Here is a 1,596-nt window from a genome sequence, read left to right as displayed (position 1 = left end):
ACCGTGGACACCGCGATCCTGTGCGACCAGTGCCGCGGCAACGGCACCGCCCCCGGCGGCACCGTCAAGACCTGCGACACCTGCGGCGGCCAGGGCGAGATCCAGTCCGTGCAGCGGTCCTTCCTCGGCCAGGTGGTCACCGCCCGGCCCTGCCCGGTGTGCCGGGGCTTCGGCGAGGTCATCACCGACCCGTGCCGCCAGTGCGGGGGCGACGGCCGGGTGCGGGCCCGCCGCAACGTCACCGCGAAGATCCCGGCCGGGGTCGGCGACGGCATGCGGATCCGGCTGTCCGGCCAGGGCGAGGTGGGCCCCGGGGGCGGCCCCGCGGGCGACCTCTACGTCGAGATCGACGAGGAACCGCACGAGGTGTTCGTCCGCGAGGGCCACGACCTGCACTGCAATCTGCGCATCCCGATGACCACGGCGGCGCTCGGCGCCTCCGTGCAGCTCGAAACGCTGATCGACGGCGAGTACGAGATCGACATCGAGCCCGGCACGCAGCCCGGCACCGAGCTGGTGCTGCCCGGTAAGGGCATGCCGCGGCTGCGGTCCTCCGGCCGGGTGGACGGGCGCGGCGACCTGCACGTCCACGTCGACGTGACGGTGCCGACCCGGCTCGACGAGTCCCAGCGCGAACTGCTGCTCGCGCTGGCCCAGCAGCGTGGCGAAGAGGTGCCCACGCTGGCCAGCAACGGCCGCTCCGGAGGGCTGTTCTCCAAACTGCGCGCCAAGAGCCACAAGTAATGCCCGCCACCACCGCGCCGGTGTTCCTCGTCGGGGAACTACCGGCGGGGCCGCGCGGGGTGCTGCGCGGGGACGAGGCCCGGCACGCCGTCACCGTGCGCCGGATGCGGGCGGGTGAACGGCTCACCCTCGCCGACGGGGCCGGAAGCGGCGCCGACTGCGTGATCGAGGCGGTGCGCCCCGGCCGCGACCCCGAACTCGACCTCGCCGTCGGCGACCGCTGGACCGAACCCGCGCCCCGCCCGGCCGTCACCATCGCGCAGGCGCTGGCCAAGGGCGACCGCGGCGAACTCGCCGTCGAACTGGCCACCGAGGCCGGGGCCGACGCCATCCTCCCGTGGCGTGCCGAACGCAGCGTCGCCCGCTGGGAGGAGGGGCCGCGCGGAGCCAAGGCGCTCGCCCGCTGGCAGAGCACCGCACGGGCCGCCGCCAAACAGGCCCGGCGCCTGCGGGTACCGCCCGTCCGGCAGGCGGTCGGCACCACCGGTCTCGCCGAAGCCGTCCGCGCCGCCGCCGCGGCCTTCGTCCTCGAAGGCACCGCGCCCCGGCGGCTCACCGAACTGAGCCTGCCCGCCGAGGGGGAACTGCTTCTCGTCGTCGGCCCCGAAGGCGGCATCACCGATGCCGAACTGGAGACCCTCACCGACGCGGGCGCCATCCCCGTCCGCCTCGGCCCCGCCGTGCTGCGTACCTCCACCGCCGCGGCCGTGGCGCTGGGCGCCCTCGGCGCCCTCACCGCCCGCTGGCACTAGGGGCCCCCGAACCGGTTCCGCGCACCGCGGGGCGATCCGTGAAGGGTCCCTTCACGGCCGGCGACCGCGCGAGTTGGTGAGTGAGATCGCCGCGGAGCGG

The 1,596-nt window shown here is 75.6% G+C and carries 2 protein-coding genes; both read left to right on the top strand.

Annotation, left to right across the window (positions count from 1 at the left end):
* Positions 1–744: DnaJ C-terminal domain-containing protein (locus FNH05_RS37095; RefSeq protein ID WP_281287672.1), on the top strand; the 744-nt coding region annotated here is incomplete at its 5' end.
* Positions 744–1,496, top strand: coding sequence for a 16S rRNA (uracil(1498)-N(3))-methyltransferase (locus FNH05_RS37090; RefSeq protein ID WP_144593494.1), 753 nt, complete (start codon positions 744–746; stop codon positions 1,494–1,496). The genes FNH05_RS37095 and FNH05_RS37090, both read left to right, overlap by 1 nt.
* Positions 1,497–1,596 lie beyond the last annotated feature (100 nt).

Source organism: Amycolatopsis rhizosphaerae, from assembly GCF_007713715.1.
GTDB lineage: Bacteria > Actinomycetota > Actinomycetes > Mycobacteriales > Pseudonocardiaceae > Amycolatopsis_E > Amycolatopsis_E rhizosphaerae.
Note: the sequence above shows the minus strand (reverse complement) of the source record. Positions and strands in the feature narration are given on the sequence as shown.